Here is a 20217-nt window from a genome sequence, read left to right on the forward strand (position 1 = left end):
GTTATTGGTTAGATTAATAGACTCATCAAATATGAAGCCATTGGATATTTATCGTAAGATGGTTTCTTTGATCCATGCATTCAGTTCCACTGCGCTTTTAAGCGTTTTCAGGAACCATATATTGGTCTTATGTCTTTCAGAATATTGCGGTGAATATACATTTAAACCTTTTTTGAAACTAAAAAAGCTAAGGTTAACGTTTTCCTTTAAAAAATCAAGCCGCCTGTTCAGCCACTTTCTTTCATCCATAGAACCGGACTCGTGATGCCTGATCAATATTTCAATAATAGAGGTGTCAATTCTTTCCGATTCCTTAAGCATTTTATCCAGCGCATTGGTCAGTATCTCATCATTGATAAAATTAATGTTGGGCAGATTTTCGTCGTTATTCTGAAAAAGATGTTCAAACTCAATATCCTGAAGGAGGTGGTGTGCTCCATGCATGATCTCTGATGCAGGGCTGTAGTCATTATTATCCTTTACAATAAAAACTGCCGGGATATCCATCTTCAGTCGGGTATAAGCTTCAATTTTGTGATGTCCGTCCAGAACAAAAGCACAGCTCATCATCGGATCGAGATGGTAGAGACTGTAAAATACAACGGGTTTCGGACGGCCTCCTTTTCTGATAAGATCTACATAATATTCGATTCTTTTGGGATCTATACTTTTACTTTCCAGCGTATACAGATAATTAAAATCCTGGAAAGGGTAGAACCAGCCGGAAAATTTCTTCCGGTCAGGAATATTTTCGTTATCAGGCAAAGGCCTGGCCATATAGAAATTGGAATTGTCGAACGGAATTTTACCCAGGTTAACCTGGTAACTTCCACTTTCAAAAAGCTTTAGAAAATCCTCAACCTGAGCTATGATCTCTTCTTCGGTTCCATCCGTAAGGGCATGGTTAAGACCGTCAGCCAAAGTTATTTTCTCTTCATCAGAGAGTTCCGAAACAGCATAATATTCACCCACACTTCCCCGGGAATCCGGCCAGTTAACAGCCACAGGACGCCTGATGATTAAGCAGCTGGCAAAACCATCGTACAGAACTTTGATAATGCCCTGTCCGTGAGTGATGTGTATTTCCATGAGTATTAAGAAACAGCCGTATAGCTTGCAAAAGCTTCTTCCAGACTGTCGAATCTGCCTTTAAATTCATCAATAGGGCAGTCTTGAAGAATGTTTCCTTTGTGAATGAGAATGACCCGTGAGCAAAGCGCTTCCACTTCCTGCATAATATGAGTAGACAGAAGTACTGTTTTCTGTTGCCCGATTTCTTTCACTACATTTCTTATCTCGATAATCTGGTTAGGATCCAGGCCGTTGGTTGGTTCATCCAGGATCAACAGGTCCGGCTGATGAATGATGGCCTGTGCAAGACCAACCCTCTGCTTGTATCCTTTAGACAGCTGGCCGATCTTTTTTGATTTTTCCGGAGTAATTCCCACAAGCTCGATCACCTCATCTACTCTGGCTGCAGATATTTTATGGATATTGGCAACGAACTGAAGGTATTCTCTGACATACATTTCCAGGTATAACGGATTGTTTTCGGGAAGAAAACCTATTTTCTTCTTGCTTTCGATCTCATTTTCGGAAATATTCATTCCATTAAAGATAATTTCGCCCTGATCAATTTTCAATGCTCCGACAATAGATTTCATGAGGGTGGATTTTCCGGCTCCGTTAGGACCCAGAAGGCCAATGATCTCATTTTTATCAATAGAAATATTGATATTATCTAGTGCGGTCTGTTCCCCAAATTTCTTGGTTAAATTGATTATCTGAAGCGGCATAATAAGTAATGTCTTTCTGCAAAAGTAAAAAATAAAAAACTCATTTCGTAATGTACGGTTGCGTAATATTAGAAATAATAGCGGTATATCTGGGATTTATCTTAAAAATAAAACTCATCCGGATGAATGAGTTCAGTATTATTGAAAAATAAATATGATTATTTTCTTGATTTCTTGTTTTTACTGCCGCTGTTTGAAGCTGGTGCCGCAGTGGATGCCTGATTTGAGTAAGACTTTGTACCATTGATCTGTTGCATGGTAGCAGGCTTCTCATACATGGCAGATTTTCCGTTCGTTCTTCCGAATACTTTGTCTACCTGTTTTCTGGTTAAAAACTGGGATTTGCCAACATATTTACGGTTTTTATTGATGTATTGGATAAACTGTACGGTTGGTTGGCCATAATTTTTCTCGTAATGAAGCTCAATAATATCATTAGGAAGTTCCAGGATGATGTTTTCGTCCGGAGAGGATATAAAGCCGTCCATAAGCAGTTTATACAGACCAGATACATCGCTGTTCAGGTTCTGGAAAGAAAAAGACCTTATGGTATTCAGGTTACTTGTATTAAGATCCTGGTAGTTGATGGTAAATTTATCCTCTTTTTTATATAAACCTACGGAATTATCTTTGCCAATTTCCACCAAGCTCTCATTTTTCAGCACTTTGATCTGCGAGAAAACTGAAATACTGAACATGCATGTAATGAGTAGAATTATTTTTCTCATGTGGAAGGGATTTTAATGTTTTATAAATTTGTGTCTTAAAATTACTAATAAAAAGTTTCTAAACAATTTTATTATTTCAAACAAAAGTAAGACTTTTTTTTAATATCCATGATGGGGAAGCTGTTGATATTATGCATGCCATTGCATGCGGGGAGGTTTGCAAATCATTTGTTGGCAGACGTTTATAAGTTATCTGCATCATTTCCAAAATATTAAATGAGCTGGATAAGCTTTTTAGTGCTGTAAACTATTAATTAACTGGGATTTTAAAATTATTCTGAGTTATTTAGTGTCCGTAGCTGACCACTCTTGAAATTTTCCGCCCGTCAGGAGTCTTTTTCCAGACATGAACAAACTTAAATGTTCCACAGTTGGTCAGAGAGCCGTTTTGCCTTTCAATTTGTTCAAAGATAATTAATTAAGTTTCAAAAGCTGCGAAATATAAAGTTTCTGAATGAAAAGACTATTTCAAAGCGCCTGCTTTCAGAAAATATAAGTGATCAGCATTATAATCTTGATAAAAGCTATATAATTTGTAATTTTATCCTTTCATTAGTATAATTTTCCAATATGAATATTCTACATCAGGATCAAAGCTTTATTATCCGTCAATTTTCAGTTGAAGAGCAAAACCTGTTTTGTGACCTTTTTGAAGATGCGGAGGTTACCAAATATCTTCCTTATCGTTCACCTGAACAGTATATAGAAATGTTCGAAATAGCTCTGAAGGATTACCTTGAAGGCCCGTTTGGCCGTTTTGGAATATTTGATTCTGAAAATAATGATTTTATCGGAATGTGCCTGGCCAGGACCTTTGCTGATGTACCTGATCAGATTGAAATAGGATATACTTTAAGTAAAAAATATTGGGGGAAAGGAATAGCAACAGAAGTGAGCCGTGCTCTCGTAAAATATTGCTTTTTAAATACTGAGACCAATGAAGTTGTAGCCGTAACTGATCTTGATAACATAGGTTCACAAAAAGTATCAGAAAAAGCAGGATTTAATCGGACTGATAATCTGAAAAGAACATATGGTGAATTAGCTTATTATATAGTTAAACGTAATTAGATCTATATTTAGATTAGAGGAGATAATTGGTTTTCATCAATTAATAGAGCCTTTAGAAACCTTTATTATAAGAGCATTGAACTCATTTTTATAGCTTCTGCCTACAGGAAGATGATGAATGCCTAGCAGGACTTCATTGTTGTTAAAAGCAGTCATGAATTGAGCATTGATCATAAATGAACGGTGAATTCTGACAAAATTTCTTCCGGATAAAATGGCTTCCAGCTCTGTTATTGTATGCTTTGATATAATGTTTTCATTATTGGCCAACACCATTTTGATATCGTTTCCCTGGCTTTCAAAATAAACAATTTCCTGAATAAAGACTTTCCGGTTCATTCCTTCCGTTTTAATGATGATAAAGTCCTCCTGAAAATCACTTCTGTTTCTTAAAACCCGTTCTACAGATTTGAAAAAACGTTCAAAAGTAATAGGTTTCAAAAGATAATCCACAGCTTCCAGCTCGAAACCTTCGATGGCAAAATCGCGGTAGGCTGTTGTGAAAATAGTTGGTGGTTTTTGAGGAAGTGATCTAAGAAAATCAATTCCGGTTAAATGAGGCATCTGGATATCCAAAAACATAAGGTCTACAGATTTCGTCTGCAGAAGTTTGTAAGCATCCATTGCATTTTCAGCTTTTCCAGTCAGTTTTAAATGTCCGATCCCGGAAATATGTTTTTCAAGCAGGGCTGCTGCCAGAGGTTCATCATCTACAATGATACAGTTGATCATAAGATTGCTGGAGTTTTTATTTCGACTTTAAAAATATTGTTTTCTTTTGAAACTTTGAGTATGAAATCATCATGGTAATGGAGCCGGAGCTGTTTTTCTATATTTTTCAACCCGATACCTTCTGGGTTGTTATACTCATCATCTCCACAAGTATTCTGAATCCTGAAAACTGAATAGGAGCCATCTGTGGAAACATCAATTTTTATCTCAGTTGAGCCTATCGTTTTTTCTGCGCCATGTTTAAAAGCATTTTCAACCAATGTAAGGTAGAGTAGCGGAGGAATCATAGCGGCTGAATATAAGGAAGCTGTTCTGCTGATTTTTAACCTTCCTTCACTGTATCTAAGGCTTTCCAAGGTGATATAATGATCAATCATATTGAGTTCTTCAGATATGGATACTTCATTTTTAGGGCCTTTATACAGAATGTAATCCAGAATATCTGAAAGACGGCTGATTGATTCAGAAGTTTTCTCTGAATTGCTGATCGAAAGGGAATAAATATTATTCAAAGTATTGAATAGAAAATGTGGGTTAAGCTGGGATTTCAAAGATTTTAATTCAAGTTCGGCTTTTTCCTTCTGCAGTTTCGCCGTGTTTTCTTTTTCATCTTTATACCGAATCACAAATATTACTGAAACAAAAATAAAAGCTCCACTGATAATTGTAAAAATATAGTGAGTCCAAAGATAGCCGATATCCGTAAAAATACTGTAGAAGCTGTCTTTAGGAACACTGATGAAGAAAGGTTCTGCCAGATAAACAATGAATATCCTGTTGACCACAGAAATAACATACAGACTGAAAATAAGGGACAGCGAAAATGCGAAATAATTTTTCCGGTCAAAAAAATTCCGGATAAGAACAAAATAGATAAAATTGGCTCCTGCGATCTGAAATATCCAGTGACAGAAATTATAAATGATGATTTCCCAAGAGATTCCGTCATCATATTCTCCATACATTCTTGCAATTCCAAATACAAACAAAGCCGTCCAAAAGAGCAGTTGGAAACAGATATTCTGTTTGAGATTATTTTCCGGTCCGAGTGTCATAGTCTTCAAAAATATAAAATCCTGAAGTGCAGCCTGCCATTTTTTGATAAAAAGAAGCAAATTAGTGACGGAAAGATTTATTTATCATTCGGACGGCTGATTTTACGGTTGGCATGCAGATTATAGCTGTCTGCCATGATTATACAAAAAGTCTGATCTGTTTTACAACATTTGCAGAAAAAAAATGCAGACAAACTACAATTCTTCTGAAAGACTTTACGGACTGGATCATTTACGAGCTTTAGCCATTGTTTTGGTTTTATTGTACCATTACCGAGCGTTTCAACATCCGGCCTGGCTGGATACCTTAGGGAGATTCGGGTGGACCGGGGTAGATCTTTTCTTTGTACTGAGTGGTTATTTGATATCACGACAGCTGTTTAAAGAAATTGAGAAAAGTGGAAGTATCAGTTTAAAAATATTTTTTACCAAACGCTTTTTCAGGATTATCCCGCCGTATTGTTTCACTTTGGCTTTGTACTTTTCATTTCCGTTTTTCAGAGAAAGAGAGGCATTATCCTCTTTTTGGAAGTTTATCACCTTTACTCAAAACTATGGACTCGATGTCATTAACCGCGGAACGTTTTCGCATGCATGGTCTTTATGTATTGAAGAACAGTTTTATCTTTTCCTTCCTTTCATGCTTTTAGTCGTAGTGAAGGCAAAAGTTTTGAGATATACAGTGTTTTTTACTGCCTTCCTCATCATCTTTTCGCTGACAGCCAGATTTATCATTTGGAAAGACTTTATTGTTCCGGTGCTGGATACCGAAGATTTCTGGAAAGTTTGGTATATGGAAATGTATTATCCTACACATACACGTCTGGACGGTCTGGCAGTAGGAGTTACAGTCAGTTATTTAATGCAATATTCATCTCAGTTTAAAAATGCAGTTCATAACAACGGGAATAAGCTTCTCATTCTTGGAGCGATTTTGTTGGGGATTTCATTTTGGATATGTAATGATCAGGTTTCTGAAGAAGCTTCCATTTTTGGATTTACTTTTGTAGCGATAAGTTATGGGATTATTTTGATGTCGTCACTTTCTGGGTCTTCATTTCTCTTCAGGTCAAAATCATATAGTACTACACAGATTGCGGCGCTTTCTTATGCAATTTATCTTTCACATAAAGGAATTATCCATATGATTCAATATACTCTTGGGCAGTTTGGAATGAATGTGTCAGACAATTTCAGTCTTTTAGTCTGCCTGGCAGGATGTATTGCCGGAGGTTTGTTATATCGCTTTATGATTGAAAATCCTGCTTCAAGGCTTAAATACAGGATTTTAAATCGAACAGCAGAACGCGATTGATCTGACACAAATTCCCAGCTATCCGGGAATTCGTATCAGATCAATTAAAATTTAGTTCAATATGAAAGCTAACACTCTATACATCCCTGAAATGATATTTTCGGATAGTCAATATACCCTTTGTCTCCACCGTGATAAAACGTTTCCTCATCCCAATCCGCCAGCGGAAGATCATTTTTTATACGTTCTGCCAAATCAGGATTGGAAATATAGAGTTTGCCAAAAGCGACCAGGTCCACAAGCCCGGTTTGCAATATTTCTTCCGCTGTTTCTACGCTAAAGCCACCGGCAATTATGATGATGTTTTTAAAACGTTGTCTCGCATTCTCTAAAAAGCTCAATGGAATTGAAGGTTTTCCATCAGCTACCGCATTAGAAAAATGAACATACAAAATATCCAGTTTCTGTAGTTCATCAAGGATATATTCGTGGGTTGCCAGTTCCTCAGGATAAGTCTTAAGGTCATAAATTTCGCGGAAAGGGGAAAGTCTTATACCTACTTTATGCTTACCAATTGCTGCAATAACTTCCTGCATGACTTCAAAAAGGAACCTCGTTCTGTTTTCAATACTTCCGCCGTATTCATCCGTTCGGGTATTGCTCAGAGGATTGATGAACTGGTCGATCAGAAAGCCATGAGCTGCATGAATTTCAACACCGTCAAATCCCGCTTCCATCGCGTTGATGGCTTCTTCTTTAAAAACTTTTACCCAAACCGGAATCTCTTCTGTACTGATAGCATCAGGAATGGTCATGCTTTGATAGCTGTTATCAGGAATACGGATAGTTTCATTCACAGGTATGGCAGACGGTGCTATCAATGGCTCATTATTTTGGATGGCCGGATGGCCAACACGGCCTGACTGTACTAATTGGGCAAATATTTTTCCGCCTTTTGTATGTACTCCTTCAACTACTTTTTTCCAGGCATCTTTTTGGTTTTTAGTATATATTCCCGGAGTATTCATATACGCTCCACCATTGGAGGAAACGGCAATATTGTCTGATATTAATAATCCTGCACCGGCTCTCTGCTGGTAATAGGTAATCATGGATGGTGACGGGATGCCTTTAATGGCTCTTCTACGGTTCATGGGAGCCATTACAACTCTGCTGGAAAGAGAAATGTTTTCGCTGATAAACGGAGCGACTAATTTTTTCTGTGACATATTTTTTTGACAAAATTAACATGAACCAAGAGGTAAAAACAGGGATATCGGGCGGTTTTTTTTGTACATTTCGGGTAATGAAAACTAAACATTTACATAAACCTTTAGATATATTTGTATCCGATATGGAACACTGGCATGAACGTCCGTTGATCTATCAGTTCTTTGAAATTGTACAGATTATGGAAGGGGAAGGCACCAGGATTATTAATGAAAACAAGTTTCCATATACTAAAGGCAGTATTTTTTTGTTTACCCCGCTGGACTGCAGAGGTTTTGAGAGCACTACCAATACACGTTATTGCTCCATCCGGTTTTCCGAAGTCTTTCTCGAACAGTACAAAACCAAACACGAAAAAGAAAGAGTCATAGAATGGTTAAAGCAGCTGGAAGCTATTTTCACGCATCACAACCGCTTTGAGCAGGTATTGATTAAAGATGAGAGAGACTGCAACATGATCGCTTCATTAATTGAAAATATGATCACAGAATACAGCAACAAGCCTTCCTATTTTGATGAAAATCTTCAGCATCTGGTCATTCTTGTTTTAAATATTATTTCCCGTAACGTGAATCCCCAGCAGGTTATATCAGATACAACCATGGATGAACCGTTGATTAATAAAATACTCGTTTATCTGCATCAGAACATACACAGTCCTAAGAATTTAAGAATAAAACATCTTGCAGAACAGTTTAACCTGTCGGCAAATTATATCGGCGAATATTTTAAGAACCTCACCGGCGACAGCTTACACTGTTATCTCACTCAGTATAAAATGAATATTATAGAACAGCGGCTAATCTACAGTGAATATTCAATAGGACAGATTGCAGACGATTTAGGGTTTTCTGATGAAAGCCATTTAAGCAGACAGTTCAAAAAGCATAAAGGGATAACTGCTGCTGCCTTCCGGAAACAGTTTAAAAGCTAAAGAGAAAAAATTGCTGACAAATTTGAAAACCCGGTTATAAAAATTTCTTTTCCGTATCACAAAATTTCCTTTTCGTATCATCCAATGGTAGGCATAACATTACTTTTGAAAGAATAGAATCTATCATTATTGTTATTATGAAAAAATACCTGTTATTCCTAATATTTTTCCTGATCCCGGGCTTATCATTTGCACAACAATATAATCCACTTACCCTTCAGGAAGCAGAAAAAAGATTACTGCCCCAGTTTAGAGCTATGATTAATGCTCCGATTCAGGATATTACCCTGGAAGAAGTAAAAAAAGAGCGCAAAACCCAGGCAGAAATGGCCTGGCCGGAACTGAAAAACAAAGACAGCGTTGATGTAACCCAATCTAAAATTCCGGGACTGAATGCCAAAGATCCCGAAATCCCGGTAACGATTTATAAACCCAAAAACGCGAAAAATCTTCCCTTATTTCTTTGGTTCCATGGTGGTGCTTTTGTATATGGAACTCCTAAATGGGATCATCAGAGGTGTGCAGATTATGCTTTGAAAGGGCATGCTGTTGTTATCAATATAGATTACCGTTTCGCCCCGGAAAATCCTTTTCCGGCGGCACTTCACGATGCCTATGCTTCCCTGTTATGGGCCAGTAAAAATGCAGTGCGTATTGGTGGAAATCCAAAACTGATTGCAGTTGGAGGTTCCAGTGCGGGAGCCGGGATATCCGGAAGTCTGGCACAATATACAAGAGATCTGAAAGGTCCGGAAATCAGTTTACAGGTTCTGGAAATTCCTCCCGGTGATTTCGGGATGGATTACCCGTCTGTTGTTGAATTTAAAAGAATTCCCGGTGTCAAAAGTGATGATTTCCCAGTTTTAAAAGACTTCTATATAGGAGAAAATGGTAATTCAAAAGAAAAATACGTATTGCCTGGCAATATTAAAGATGTCTCTAATCTTCCACCTGCTGTAATTTTTGTTGCCGGAGCAGATCCTTTACGGGATAGTGGAATAGCTTACGCTGACCGTCTGATAAAAGCAGGTATTTTCACAGAATTACACGTTTTTGCAGGCTATGCCCACGGAATGCCACTCCCGGAAAGCATGGAAATCACGCTGAGAATGATGAAGCAGTTTCTTAAATAATCAGGACAGGGATGAGGCAGAAATCTGGATTTCAAACTGTCATAGAATAATATTCTATAGATCCGGATAAAGAAAAAATATTTTCCTTAATATTGATGTAATAACACAGGATTGACAGAAGTAACAAGAGCCCTTTTCTTCAGAAAAGCTGTCTGACTGTGAATCATATTTTAAAACTAAAATAATGCAGTACTCAAAAAAAATACCTTTAATTCTTATTTTATTCTCTTCCATCGTATTTTCCCAGGTTTATAAAACTTCTTCAACAGTTTTACCGGGAAAGCAATTTCCCAGAATAGACTCTGAGAAAAAAGCAGAATTCCGTGTTTACTTTCCGGATGCAAAATCTGTAACTTTAGATGGAGGAGACGGCATGAAAAGTATAAAATCTTCCGTTTCCAAAGATAAAGATGGCTTTTGGAACATTTTCACAACACCTATGGAAATAGGATTTCATTACTATTGGTTCAATGTAGATGGGCAACGGACTAATGATCCCAATACACAGCTGTATTTCGGGTACAGCCAGCCGACGAGTGGAATTGAAGTTCCTTCCGGGGAGTTTTTTTTCCAGGAAAAAAATGTAAAGCATGGGAAAATCATTAATGACAGTTTAAACTCACAAATTACCCAGGGTAAACGGAATTTTAAAGTATATCTTCCCCCCAATTACGGTACAAAAAAATTACCCGTTCTGTATCTGTACCATGGAACCGGAGAAGATATTACAGGTTGGGAAAAGCAAGGGTATATCCTAAACATTTTAGACAATCTTTTCGCAGAAAAAAAAGCACGGGAAATGATAGTGGTGATGGACTATGGGGTTGCCCTGAATCCCGAACAGGAAAAAATGCCGGACAACTATCCCAGAACAGTGCTTTCTTCCAAAAATCTTGATAAAATCGTTACGCAGGAGCTGATTCCTTATATAGAGAAAAAATATAAAACTTCCGGCAAGAAGGCTATTGCAGGACTTTCCAGAGGAAGCTACCAGGCCATGCTCATTGGAGTTTCCCATCCCGAAACATTTTCGGCGATAGGAGCATTTAGTCCTGTGATCTATGAAGGAACTGAGGCAGAACCTTTTAAAGAACTTCCTATTGGAAACTTGCTGAAGTCTAAGAAAAAACCTTACTTCTTTATCGGAATCGGGGAAAAAGAAGACGCCATGTTTTTTAAATTTGATCAATTATTGACGGATTTCTTAAACAGGAATAATTATCCTTATTTCCAATACAAATCCTCTGAAACCCGCCATGAATGGCTTACGTGGAGAAGATCTCTCTACCAGTTTGCCCAGCAAATTTTCAAATAAAAAACATGATATTTGTCATGTTTTGAAATTTTATTAACTTACACCAATAAATTACCGTTGTATGGAATTACTCCTTCCTTATTTGGAACCGGATGGTTTTAAACAAGGTCTGATGAAGGATTACAGATTTTGTGATAAAGATTTCCTGAACTCTACTGTTCTGGAGATGCCGGAGGATTTAGGAACCGGGAAGCTGATTCTTTTCAGTAAGAAGAATTTTCATTTTTTCCGTGGAAAATGGAATTTTCATGAAGAAACCATTTTTCATTCCCCGCATAAAGTAGGAGATAATGGGATGATGGATTTCCGGATCAATAAAGAAGGGAAGATCAGCAGTAATTTTATTAATGACGAAAAAAAATTTGAACACAATACTACCGATATCGATGGCGTAAGGATTTTTGTACCCAAAACCATATTTTCAAAAGATAAAGGGCTTCTGAAAGAAAAGCTGGAAAATGCACAGCGCAATTACCTGAGTCAGGAAAAACTTAAAACTATTTTCGATACTCCGTTTGACGATGCTTCATGCAGTATTATTCTCGAAAGCCGGATTTTAGAGTTCTTAAGCTATTGGATCCATTATCTGCTGTCCGATGAAAAGACTTTTGAGCATAAGAAGGCATTTGAAGACAAAATAAAACTGGCCAAAGATTTTGTAGATACCAATGCGTTCCAGAGTCTGGCCATCAGGGAGATAAGCCGTTACTGCGGGCTCAATAGCAGTGATCTGAAAAAAGGATTTAAGGATTATACCCAATTGCCTATTCATCAGTATATTATCAAAACCAGAATGGAAACAGCTCGTGCAATGCTTCTGGAAACCGAAAAATCAGTAGGGGAGATCAGTGATTTTATCGGGTATAACAACCGGGGACACTTTTCACAGCTTTATCTTCGTCATTTCGGGAAGCTTCCTTCTGAAGAACGTCAGTAAACTTGCAGTTAATTTTTCTTGCTGTTAATCAAAAAGACTTATCATTTTTTGATAATACTGTAATTATTCGTTTTTTCGTCTTTTTTTATAGTATAGCTGTCTTTCAACAGGAGTATCCATCCATCTCCTTCAGCCTTTTGTTCTTCAATTTTTGTGGGTATGCTTATGGACATTTTGCTCCAGTCAGGACTCATTAATGCTCCATTCTCCACTTCAAGGATTCCCCAATTGTCAATAACCCTGATGTTAGGATAAACAGTTCCTTTATCTGCAATGGGTAAAATGTTTCTGGGATCAAAAGAAACATTCATCTTCTCAAAACGGATTTCCAGGTGAGGCTGTTCAATAAATTTGGATTGATATTCAGCAATCTTTTTTTTGATTTTATTTTCCCTGGCCAGCTCTTCTGTGAAAATTAGAACCCCGTGATAATGATTAGAGTTTTTTTCAGCAGCAGCTTTTAAATTGACGGGGATATTAATTTCAAATTTTTTAATAAAAAAGTCGGTAATATTAGTATTTGCTGAAATCTCCCGATTCCAAAATCTATTCTTTAAACTCAATAAATACCCATAAACAGGAACGGTATGATAAGCAAAGGATCTTACATAGGTAGGGTTTGAAAAGAAGGCATCGGTAGAATTGATGAGATGCTTTTTAGACTGCTCCTTATTTCTGTCACTGATAATAAACCCGGTATATTCGGCAATACCTTCATTAAGCTCCAGCTGGTTTTCAGTTGTTGCAGATTGTGGAAAAAGAGTATTTCTGTATTTCCTGAAAATAAAAGCATTAGTCAAATGTATTTTCTTTTCTTTCTCTGACTCAGAGCGAACGGCTTTTTTAAGAGCCTCCAGTTCTAACCGAAGATATATTCTTCCATCTTTCTGGTCCAAATGATTACTTTCCTTGTTGCTCTGAGTGAATCCCAGAGAAGACTGTGCTTTGTGGAAAAGTTCATGAGCCAGTAAATTGACCCTCTCATAATGGTTTTCGGGTAATGGCAACATGATCATTGCCCAGTTTTTGCCACTCCACTGAACAGAAGTATTGGCAATATTCATGCTATCCGGTAGTTTACCAATGTAGATTTTATTTTGAAGTTTTAAGCTGTTATCTGCATTAGGTTCATTACTGTAAACCTGTCGTGTTTTAGGATCAACCAAAAGGATACTTCCATATAAATCTTTGTTCCACACTTTAAACCCTTCTTTAGTTGCATTTTGGATCTCCTCGAAATAAGTGGAAATATTATCGGAATTTATAGGTTCTGACAGTTGTCCGGATAGAAATAAACCCTGAATTAAGCATAAAAATTGTAAAATAATTTTCTTCATTACAGCTTTATTTTAAATTAATATTTTCAAACAATCTTTGGATTTTATTCTTTAAATATAATCAAAAAAAGCTTGATTACAGGGAGTTTAAGGCAAGGAACCTTCATTTCTGTAAATGCTTCTCATTCTTCTTAAAGATGGTACAGTACAAGGCGATATTTAAAGAATGGTTTAAAACTTAAACACTTTTGTATGAAAAAACTGTAAATATGGGTTGTACTGCTATTTATGAAGGCTTGTATTTTTATACACCATGAAAAAATTTCTTTTTCGTATCACGGAATTTCCTTTTCGTGTCAGCACCTGTTCGGCATATGATTAATTTGGAGTTAAGATTAGTTCATATGAATCTCCTTTAACCAAGGCAGTTTTTCATATCAATATTAACTTAATGTGAACAAAACTATGCTGAACTTATCAATTTTAGTGGAAGAAAGCGCAAGAAGGAATCCGGAAAAGCCGGCCTTAAGCCTGGGAGAAACTACGATTAACTATAAAATTTTTCATGAAAAAGTTGGCCAGGCGGCCAATGCCTTTGCAAAAAGAGGAATCGGATATGGCGATAAGGTTGCTTTGCTATGTCCTAATATTCTACAATTTCCGGTTATTTTTTTCGCAATACTAAAAACCGGGGCAACGGTTGTACCCTTTAGCATTTTTCTTAAACCTGATGAGATTGCTTACCAGCTGTCCGATTCTGACAGTAAAATGTTTCTGTGCTTTGCAGGAACTCCGGAAATGCCTGTAGGAAAGTTTGGAAAGGAGGGGTTTGATAAAAGTGCCTCATGTAAAGATTTTATCAGTATAGGGAATCTCGCTGAAGATGTTGAGAATTTTGATGATTTAATTAAAGACGAAGAAACCCAATTTGAATCCTATATTACCTCATCAGAAGATACGGCCGTTGTTATTTACACCTCGGGAACTACCGGAAAACCTAAAGGAGCCGAACTTTCGCATATTAATCTCTTTACCAATTCAGAAGCCAGCACAACTATAATTGCATCTACCGAATTTGAAGCCCAGCTTGTTGTTTTACCTTTATTTCACATTTTTGGCTTAACGGTAATGATGCTTGCAGGAATCCGGAGATCGCTTCATCTTATCCTGATGCCGAAATTTGATGCCAAAGCAGTTTATCAGCTCATTATCCGTTTTGATATCCGGATTTTTGCCGGCGTTCCTTCCATGTACTGGGCCCTGCTGAATGAGGAAAACACTGAAGAAAATACAAACAGCATTAAGAAACTGAGAATCTGTGTTTCCGGAGGAGCTTCTCTTCCTGTAAAAATCATTGATGAATTTGAAACCCGTTTCGGAGTTCCCATTATTGAAGGATATGGAATGTCCGAAGGTTCTCCTGTGGTGACATTCAATCAGCTGGCAGTGGGACGAAAGCCCGGTTCTATCGGAACTCCAATCTGGGGAGTTGAGGTAAAGATTATAGATGATCAAGGTAATGAACTCCCGATTGGTGAAAAAGGAGAGTTGATCTATCGCGGTCCCAATGTGATGAAAGCCTATTACAAAAGGCCTGAAGAAACTCAGGAAGTTCTGAAGAACGGATGGATGTTTTCCGGAGACATCGCGGTAAAGGATGAGGATGGTTTTTTCTTCATCGTTGACCGTAAAAAAGAAATGATTATCCGGGGCGGAATGAACGTTTATCCCCGTGAAGTAGAGGAAGTGATGATGCGGAATCCTGATATTTCCATGGTTGCGGTTATCGGCATCGATGATGAAAAACTAGGTGAAGAAATTAAAGCATTTGTGGTAAAGAAAAAAGAAAGCAACGCTTCCGAGGAAGATATTAAGCTGTGGACAAAAGAAAGAATTGCCAAATATAAATATCCGAGAATCATAGAATTTATAGACGAGATGCCTTTAAACGCTACAGGAAAAATACTTAAAAAGAATTTAAAAAAACAACTGAAATGAATTATTTTAAAATCGCAGCCCTGTCCATTACATTATTGACGGTAAGCTGTTCAACACAAAATGTTGAAAACACCAAAACGGTTTCTGTAAGCCAAAAGGAAGAAAAGCTTACCGATATACAATACGGCTCACACGAAAGGAACGTAATGGATGTCTATCTACCGGCAAACAGAAGCCCGAAAACTGCCTTTCTTGTTAATATCCACGGTGGAGCCTGGACGCAAGGTGATAGGGCATATGATGGTAAAATTTCCGAATATCTTCTTTCACAGGGAATTGCTGTTGCCAATCTCAATTACCGTTATGCCAATCTTACTGACACCCATCTTCCTGAGCTTTTAGATGATATTGATAACGTTGTAAAATATCTTTCTTCCCATGCCAATGAGTGGAATACCAGAAAAAACGGGTTTTCAATTTCCGGAGGGAGCTCAGGTGCCCATGTTTCGCTGATGTATGCCTATACCAAAAATCCTCAGATTAAAACCATCATAGAAATGTGTGGTCCCGTAGATTTTACAGATGTTCAGACGTTACAGTACGTGAAAGCAGCTAACCTTTTGAATGTCCTGGATAAAATGTCTGGAAACAAAGTAGTCTGGAAACCCGGTGATGCGATTCCGGAAGCTTATGCTAAAACCAGTCCTGTAAAATTTGTCAATCAGATTCCCACAATGATTATTCATGGAGATAAGGATGAAGTGGTTCCCATCCAGCAGGCTTATATTCTGGAAAAAGCCCTGAAAGCAAAAGGTGTTCCGTATAAATTGGTTGTAGTTCCCGGCGCAGGGCATCTTATCACAAAATTACCGGCAGATGAGCAGGTGGTATTCACCCATGTGGCAGAATGGCTTAAAAAGTATGGCACAAATTAATGATTACAATATTATGAAGACTACATTTTTGAATACAAAAATCACGGTAGCAGTACTTTTCCTGGCAGCTTTTTCCAATGTAACGGCCCAGAAAAAAGAAGCTGATACAGCGAAAACAAAAGATATCGATGAGGTGATTATGACCGGGGTATTTGATAAAAGAACAAGGATGAATGCTCCTGTGGCTATCTCTGTTCTGAAAAGCGAGGTCATTGAAAAACAGGTCCCTGTAAGTGCTGCAGATCTGCTTAAAAACGTTCCCGGAGTATATGTGAACTCATCATTGGGAGAGATCAGGAACAATGTAAGCTCAAGAGGAATCAGTGCAGGTTCTTCAGACGGTACTTTTGCTTACGAATATATTTCTATGCAGGAAGACGGTTTGCCTGTAACCAATACCACCTATTATAATTACGGTCCCGACTTTTTTCTAAGAGCAGATGCAACCATTTCCCAGATTGATGCCGTGAGAGGAGGGCCTGCCTCTATTACGGCGGCCAATGCACCAGGAGGAATCTTCAATTATATTTCCAAAACAGGAGGCAATAAATTCGGAGGAGAAATCCGTGCAAAATATGGAATTCAGGGAGCTAATAACTCAGGATATCACAGAATTGATGCCAACTTTGGAGGACCTCTGGGTGATAACTGGTTTTTTAATGTCGGCGGGTTTTACCGGTATGATTTAGGTGCCCGGTATGCAGGCTATCCGTTTAATAACGGAGGCCAGGTAAAAGCAAATATTGTAAAAAAATACAATAAAGGAAGCCTGAAAGTTTTCCTTAAATATCTGGATGACAGAAATGGCTATGCGCAGCTGATTCCTACCAGAAACTATACGGCTCCCGAACCGGCGGAAGGGTTCAGCAGCAGTTCGTCTTTGCTTATTCCGGAGCTGCAGTACAATTCTCCGGATTTTATTCACGGAGGTAATGTAGATTATAATTCAGGGCGTTTGGTTAGCAATAAATACCGTTCCGTAGGACTCAACTGGGATCATAACCTGGGAAATGACTGGAAGCTGTTCTTTGCAAGCAAATATTCTGATAATGATGTGGTGCAGAACAGTGTGGGTAATTCTTTTCTTACCTCACTGGATGATATGACCTCTTATTTTTTAGTCGGTGGACTGGGAATCGGAACTTACTCCTTTAAAGATGCGCTTACAGGACAGGAACTTGCCAATGTGAATGCTGCCCTGGGAGCCGGAGGATTACCTGTTTACCAGATCACCAAGAATCAGTTGCCGGGTCAGTCTATCCAGAATAATTCATTTGCAATGTCGGCGCTAAATTTTTATGAAAATAAAGTAAAAGAATCCATGAATCAGCTGACCATCAATAAAAAATGGAACCATATGAATTTCTCGTTTGGAGGATATTACGGTTATTCTGATGTATGGCGTTTTTCCGGAATTAACGGGATAGGGCTTACGACTTTGGAAAACAGGCCGAGAATGCTGACGGTAAGCTTAACGGGTGTTACTACTTTAGATTTTACAAAACCCGGTGTTTACCAGCTGACCAATAATGACGGGTTTGCGCAGGCAGCAGGCAGTACGGGGGATTTAATTGAATTTAAAGCCAAACAGCAGCAGGGGGCCGTATTTTTCGGACATACCTGGGATATCACAGATCATCTGACTCTGGATTGGGGAATCCGGTATGAAAAAGTATGGATCAAAGGGGATAATACCAGAACCTATCTGTTTTCAGATAAAAACGGAGGGACGGACAGTAACATTTTTACCCTGTACAATAACAATGCTTTAACGAAACTTACCAATGTTGCCTATAGCAGGCAGCTGGAAAACTTTTCCTATTCAGCAGCGGTGAATTATAAGTTCAATAATAATGTTGCCATATATGCCAGATATTCTAAAGGCAGCAAATCTCCGGATCTTGATATGTTCTTTGCAGCCAACAGGACGGAAACGATAGACTTATTGAATCCGCAATCCAGAAAAACACAGCAGGTGGAGATGGGCTTTAAAACCAAAACCACTTATTTTGATGCTTTTATAACCCCGTTTTACAGTTTGCTGAGCAATATTCCTTACAGCTTTATGGCTGATGACGGCAAAGGCGGGTTCTATACCACACCGTCCCTGTACAATAAAAATGAAACCTATGGTATTGAATTGGAAACCAATATAAAACCGGCTGATAATTTCAGTATCAGAGCTGTGCTTACCCTGCAGGATCCGAAAGTTAAAGAAGGATATTTATGGAATTTGGGAAGTGCCGGTCCTTCAGATGACACTGTTTCCTCATATTCGGGAACTACGATTGCTTATACTCCGAAAATTATGGCCCACGTCACTCCTAATTTGAAAATCGGCAAAGCATATGGATTCGTGACCTGGAGCTATATGGGTAAAAGAGAAGGAAGCAACACCAATATCTATAAACTTCCGGGATTTTCCCAGTTTGATCTTGGAATAGGGTATAATTTAAACGAAAATATCAGTATGCTTATTAATGTGAACAATGTATTTAACAAATATGGGGTAATGAGCTACCAGAGGCCGGGAACCCTGCAGCAGCAGCTTGCCGGCTTCGAAAACTTTACCCAGGCTGAATACAACTCAGCAGTGGCCAATAATACTCCTTATTTTACAATTGCCATTCCACCCACATCCGGATATTTTACGGTAACTTATAAATTTTAATCCTATGAGAAAGTCCTTATCTATATTTTTTGCAGTTCTGCTCTTTATTATCCTGATATTATTGGTTATTCCCATGATTTCTGTATATCTGAAAGCACCTATGCTTCTGAGCGGTTACAGCAGTTCGTTTACCATGCAGTTCAATTCACAGTTTGTTGTTTTGGGGTTGGTTTTACTATTGATCTGTTTTCTTTTCTACCGATATCGAAAATACTGGCGGAAATTACTGATAGCCAATTTGGTCCTTTCGGTTTTGTTTTTTCTTGCCCAGATTTATTTCACGGCTGTGATGTTTTCCACGGCCAAAAAATACAATACCAAGGTTTCTTTTTCCCAGGGATTAAAAAGTTCTGGAGTACCGATAAAACCTACAGAAACCTATTCTTATCTTACGATTTATAATGAAGAGCAGCATATAGATGTTTTCCGTCCGGAAGTAAAATCTTCTGTGCCTGCGATTCCTGTTATTCTTGTTCACGGTGGTGCTTTTATTGAAGGGAACAGAACCCAGGTAGGTTATGCAGCCAATTGGTTTAAAGATCATGGATACACCGTTTTTTCCATCGATTATCCTTTAGGAAAAGAAGACCGGCACAATTGGGAATCTGCTGTTAATTCAGTTGTGACTTCAATGGGATTTGTGGTGAAAAATTCAAAAAAATTCAATGTTGACCCGAACAAAATAGTTTTGGTAGGGGGCTCCGCTGGGGCCGCTTTGGTGATGCAGGCAGATTTAGGATTAAGGAAAGGTTTTGCCAAATCTTACGATTCCCCTCAACCTCCGGTTCCGGCTGCAGTTATTGCTATTTATCCGCCTGTCAGTTTATCCGAGCTCTGGCAGAAAATAGATGAAAAAAAGAATATTGATCTCAAATATGCGGCTAGAAAATATCTCGGAGGTTCACCCACCGAATTCCCACAGCGCTATGCACAGCTGAATTTAATAGACCAGCTTTCCGAAGGAATTTCCCCGACGTTCATTATTGCCGGCGAAATAGATCATGTCGTAAATGTAGAAGCTACAAGAAAATTTGTAAAAAAAACGGAAGAAATGAAGCTCCCTGTTTCCTATGTTGAAATTCCTTACGGGGAACACGTTTTTGACGCCAATTCCAATTCCATTGCAGGGCAGATTGAATGGAATAAAATAGGAGAGTTTTTAAAAAATAATCATCTGGAAAACTGATAGAAGCATAATAATAAACTTTTT

17 protein-coding genes are annotated in these 20217 nt (G+C 38.1%); 10 read left to right on the forward strand and 7 right to left on the reverse strand.

Annotation, left to right across the window (positions count from 1 at the left end):
- Positions 1-48: 48 nt before the first annotated feature.
- The 3 genes from DRF61_RS04705 to DRF61_RS04715 form a co-directional block, all read right to left on the reverse strand.
- Complete coding sequence (locus DRF61_RS04705) at positions 49-1089, reverse strand: hypothetical protein (protein ID WP_111954577.1); 1041 nt, start codon at positions 1087-1089, stop codon at positions 49-51.
- 5 nt (positions 1090-1094) lie between these two features.
- Positions 1095-1796, reverse strand: a complete 702-nt coding sequence (locus DRF61_RS04710; protein ID WP_111954579.1) for an ABC transporter ATP-binding protein — start codon at positions 1794-1796, stop codon at positions 1095-1097.
- A gap of 158 nt (positions 1797-1954) precedes the next feature.
- Positions 1955-2524, reverse strand: a complete 570-nt coding sequence (locus DRF61_RS04715) for a hypothetical protein (protein ID WP_111954581.1) — start codon at positions 2522-2524, stop codon at positions 1955-1957.
- A gap of 570 nt (positions 2525-3094) precedes the next feature.
- Here DRF61_RS04715 and DRF61_RS04725 point away from each other — a divergent pair.
- The gene (locus DRF61_RS04725; protein ID WP_111954583.1) at positions 3095-3595 is read left to right on the forward strand and encodes a GNAT family N-acetyltransferase; all 501 of its coding nucleotides are present in this window, start codon (positions 3095-3097) and stop codon (positions 3593-3595) included.
- A 36-nt stretch (positions 3596-3631) separates the two neighbouring features.
- Here DRF61_RS04725 and DRF61_RS04730 read toward each other — a convergent pair whose 3' ends face one another.
- On the reverse strand, positions 3632-4327 hold the full coding sequence (locus tag DRF61_RS04730; protein WP_111954585.1) for a LytR/AlgR family response regulator transcription factor: 696 nt from the start codon (positions 4325-4327) through the stop codon (positions 3632-3634).
- Complete coding sequence (locus tag DRF61_RS04735; protein ID WP_111955059.1) at positions 4324-5382, reverse strand: sensor histidine kinase; 1059 nt, start codon at positions 5380-5382, stop codon at positions 4324-4326. The genes DRF61_RS04730 and DRF61_RS04735 overlap by 4 nt, the downstream gene beginning before the upstream one ends.
- Before the next feature lie 184 nt (positions 5383-5566).
- Here DRF61_RS04735 and DRF61_RS04740 point away from each other — a divergent pair, with 184 nt between their 5' ends.
- Positions 5567-6697 carry an acyltransferase family protein gene (locus DRF61_RS04740; protein ID WP_111954587.1) on the forward strand — a complete coding sequence of 377 codons (1131 nt, stop codon included), beginning with the start codon at positions 5567-5569 and terminating at the stop codon, positions 6695-6697.
- Between the two features lie 68 nt (positions 6698-6765).
- On the opposite strand, the gene DRF61_RS04745 is transcribed toward DRF61_RS04740, so the two are convergent.
- Positions 6766-7866, reverse strand: coding sequence for an alkene reductase (locus DRF61_RS04745; protein ID WP_111954589.1), 1101 nt, complete (start codon positions 7864-7866; stop codon positions 6766-6768).
- A gap of 77 nt (positions 7867-7943) precedes the next feature.
- Between DRF61_RS04745 and DRF61_RS04750 the strand changes: the two genes are divergently transcribed.
- From DRF61_RS04750 to DRF61_RS04765, 4 genes are all read left to right on the forward strand, one after another.
- Positions 7944-8801: an AraC family transcriptional regulator gene (locus tag DRF61_RS04750; protein WP_167409396.1), complete on the forward strand. Its 858-nt coding sequence runs from the start codon at positions 7944-7946 to the stop codon at positions 8799-8801.
- A gap of 137 nt (positions 8802-8938) precedes the next feature.
- The gene (locus tag DRF61_RS04755; protein WP_111954593.1) at positions 8939-9934 is read left to right on the forward strand and encodes an alpha/beta hydrolase; all 996 of its coding nucleotides are present in this window, start codon (positions 8939-8941) and stop codon (positions 9932-9934) included.
- Between the two features lie 184 nt (positions 9935-10118).
- On the forward strand, positions 10119-11249 hold the full coding sequence (locus tag DRF61_RS04760; protein WP_111954595.1) for an alpha/beta hydrolase-fold protein: 1131 nt from the start codon (positions 10119-10121) through the stop codon (positions 11247-11249).
- Positions 11250-11310: 61 nt separating this feature from the next.
- Positions 11311-12186 carry a helix-turn-helix transcriptional regulator gene (locus DRF61_RS04765; protein WP_111954597.1) on the forward strand — a complete coding sequence of 292 codons (876 nt, stop codon included), beginning with the start codon at positions 11311-11313 and terminating at the stop codon, positions 12184-12186.
- Between the two features lie 41 nt (positions 12187-12227).
- On the opposite strand, the gene DRF61_RS04770 is transcribed toward DRF61_RS04765, so the two are convergent.
- The gene (locus DRF61_RS04770) at positions 12228-13523 is read right to left on the reverse strand and encodes a hypothetical protein (protein WP_111954599.1); all 1296 of its coding nucleotides are present in this window, start codon (positions 13521-13523) and stop codon (positions 12228-12230) included.
- A gap of 405 nt (positions 13524-13928) precedes the next feature.
- Here DRF61_RS04770 and DRF61_RS04775 point away from each other — a divergent pair, with 405 nt between their 5' ends.
- The 4 genes from DRF61_RS04775 to DRF61_RS04790 are packed head-to-tail and all read left to right on the forward strand — an operon-like array spanning position 13929 to position 20193.
- Complete coding sequence (locus tag DRF61_RS04775; RefSeq protein WP_111954601.1) at positions 13929-15461, forward strand: long-chain-fatty-acid--CoA ligase; 1533 nt, start codon at positions 13929-13931, stop codon at positions 15459-15461.
- On the forward strand, positions 15458-16336 hold the full coding sequence (locus DRF61_RS04780; RefSeq protein ID WP_111954603.1) for a prolyl oligopeptidase family serine peptidase: 879 nt from the start codon (positions 15458-15460) through the stop codon (positions 16334-16336). Before DRF61_RS04775 ends, DRF61_RS04780 begins: the two co-directional genes overlap by 4 nt.
- Positions 16278-19007 carry a TonB-dependent receptor domain-containing protein gene (locus DRF61_RS04785; RefSeq protein ID WP_111954605.1) on the forward strand — a complete coding sequence of 910 codons (2730 nt, stop codon included), beginning with the start codon at positions 16278-16280 and terminating at the stop codon, positions 19005-19007. Before DRF61_RS04780 ends, DRF61_RS04785 begins: the two co-directional genes overlap by 59 nt.
- A gap of 4 nt (positions 19008-19011) precedes the next feature.
- The gene (locus tag DRF61_RS04790; protein WP_111954607.1) at positions 19012-20193 is read left to right on the forward strand and encodes an alpha/beta hydrolase; all 1182 of its coding nucleotides are present in this window, start codon (positions 19012-19014) and stop codon (positions 20191-20193) included.
- Positions 20194-20217 lie beyond the last annotated feature (24 nt).

Source organism: Chryseobacterium lathyri, from assembly GCF_003290185.1.
In the GTDB taxonomy this organism is placed as follows: Bacteria; Bacteroidota; Bacteroidia; order Flavobacteriales; family Weeksellaceae; genus Chryseobacterium; species Chryseobacterium lathyri.

Excerpts from the sequence above, each read along its gene's own strand:
- DRF61_RS04705 (WP_111954577.1), bottom strand. The coding sequence starts at position 1,089 with ATGGAAATACACATCACTCACGGACAGGGCATTATCAAAGTTCTGTAC.
- DRF61_RS04710 (WP_111954579.1), bottom strand. The coding sequence starts at position 1,796 with ATGCCGCTTCAGATAATCAATTTAACCAAGAAATTTGGGGAACAGACC.
- DRF61_RS04715 (WP_111954581.1), bottom strand. The coding sequence starts at position 2,524 with ATGAGAAAAATAATTCTACTCATTACATGCATGTTCAGTATTTCAGTT.
- DRF61_RS04725 (WP_111954583.1), top strand. The coding sequence starts at position 3,095 with ATGAATATTCTACATCAGGATCAAAGCTTTATTATCCGTCAATTTTCA.
- DRF61_RS04730 (WP_111954585.1), bottom strand. The coding sequence starts at position 4,327 with ATGATCAACTGTATCATTGTAGATGATGAACCTCTGGCAGCAGCCCTG.
- DRF61_RS04735 (WP_111955059.1), bottom strand. The coding sequence starts at position 5,382 with ATGACACTCGGACCGGAAAATAATCTCAAACAGAATATCTGTTTCCAA.
- DRF61_RS04740 (WP_111954587.1), top strand. The coding sequence starts at position 5,567 with ATGCAGACAAACTACAATTCTTCTGAAAGACTTTACGGACTGGATCAT.
- DRF61_RS04745 (WP_111954589.1), bottom strand. The coding sequence starts at position 7,866 with ATGTCACAGAAAAAATTAGTCGCTCCGTTTATCAGCGAAAACATTTCT.
- DRF61_RS04750 (WP_167409396.1), top strand. The coding sequence starts at position 7,944 with ATGAAAACTAAACATTTACATAAACCTTTAGATATATTTGTATCCGAT.
- DRF61_RS04755 (WP_111954593.1), top strand. The coding sequence starts at position 8,939 with ATGAAAAAATACCTGTTATTCCTAATATTTTTCCTGATCCCGGGCTTA.
- DRF61_RS04760 (WP_111954595.1), top strand. The coding sequence starts at position 10,119 with ATGCAGTACTCAAAAAAAATACCTTTAATTCTTATTTTATTCTCTTCC.
- DRF61_RS04765 (WP_111954597.1), top strand. The coding sequence starts at position 11,311 with ATGGAATTACTCCTTCCTTATTTGGAACCGGATGGTTTTAAACAAGGT.
- DRF61_RS04770 (WP_111954599.1), bottom strand. The coding sequence starts at position 13,523 with ATGAAGAAAATTATTTTACAATTTTTATGCTTAATTCAGGGTTTATTT.
- DRF61_RS04775 (WP_111954601.1), top strand. The coding sequence starts at position 13,929 with ATGCTGAACTTATCAATTTTAGTGGAAGAAAGCGCAAGAAGGAATCCG.
- DRF61_RS04780 (WP_111954603.1), top strand. The coding sequence starts at position 15,458 with ATGAATTATTTTAAAATCGCAGCCCTGTCCATTACATTATTGACGGTA.
- DRF61_RS04785 (WP_111954605.1), top strand. The coding sequence starts at position 16,278 with ATGAGCAGGTGGTATTCACCCATGTGGCAGAATGGCTTAAAAAGTATG.
- DRF61_RS04790 (WP_111954607.1), top strand. The coding sequence starts at position 19,012 with ATGAGAAAGTCCTTATCTATATTTTTTGCAGTTCTGCTCTTTATTATC.